This is a genomic window from Vibrio sp. 10N.222.49.C12, from assembly GCF_041475025.1.
In the GTDB taxonomy this organism is placed as follows: domain Bacteria; phylum Pseudomonadota; class Gammaproteobacteria; order Enterobacterales; family Vibrionaceae; genus Vibrio; species Vibrio crassostreae_C.
On sequence record NZ_JBFRVF010000101.1, the window covers coordinates 1 to 539 of the forward strand.

General features: G+C 43.8%; 1 protein-coding gene. It reads left to right on the forward strand.

Annotation, left to right across the window (positions count from 1 at the left end; all coding sequences use genetic code 11):
• On the forward strand, positions 1–539 hold a 539-nt coding region (locus AB4583_RS20710; RefSeq protein ID WP_372119194.1), incomplete at both ends, for a hypothetical protein.

The window sequence follows — 539 nt, forward strand, 5'->3', positions numbered from 1 at the left end:
ACCAACCAAAGTGATGATGTTGAGAAGCTCCGAATCGAACCAACTGAGTTCAATGTGGGCGGTGCACTTAAATCGAATGGATTTTCGGTTGAGATAAAAGAAGATTCGGCTAATCCGGGTACTTACATTGGCTTTATTACCAACGGTTCGGGCGCTGAAATCCCAGTGTTTACGATTGCTTTCTCTACGAGCACATTGGGTGAATACACCTTTACTCTGCTTGAAGCGTTAGACCATGTAGATGGTTTAGATAAGAACGATCTGAGCTTTGATCTGCCTATTTATGCGGTTGATACGGACGGCGACGATTCATTGGTGTCTCAGCTTAATGTGACTATCGGTGATGATGTTCAAATCATGCAAGACGGTACGTTAGATATCACCGAGCCAAATCTTGCTGACGGTACAATCACAACCAACACCATTGATGTAATGCCAAATCAAAGTGCTGATGGCGCGACGATCACTCAGTTTACTTATGACGGTGTCGTAAACACACTGGATCAAAGCATTTCAGGTGAACAGCAATTTAGCTTCAC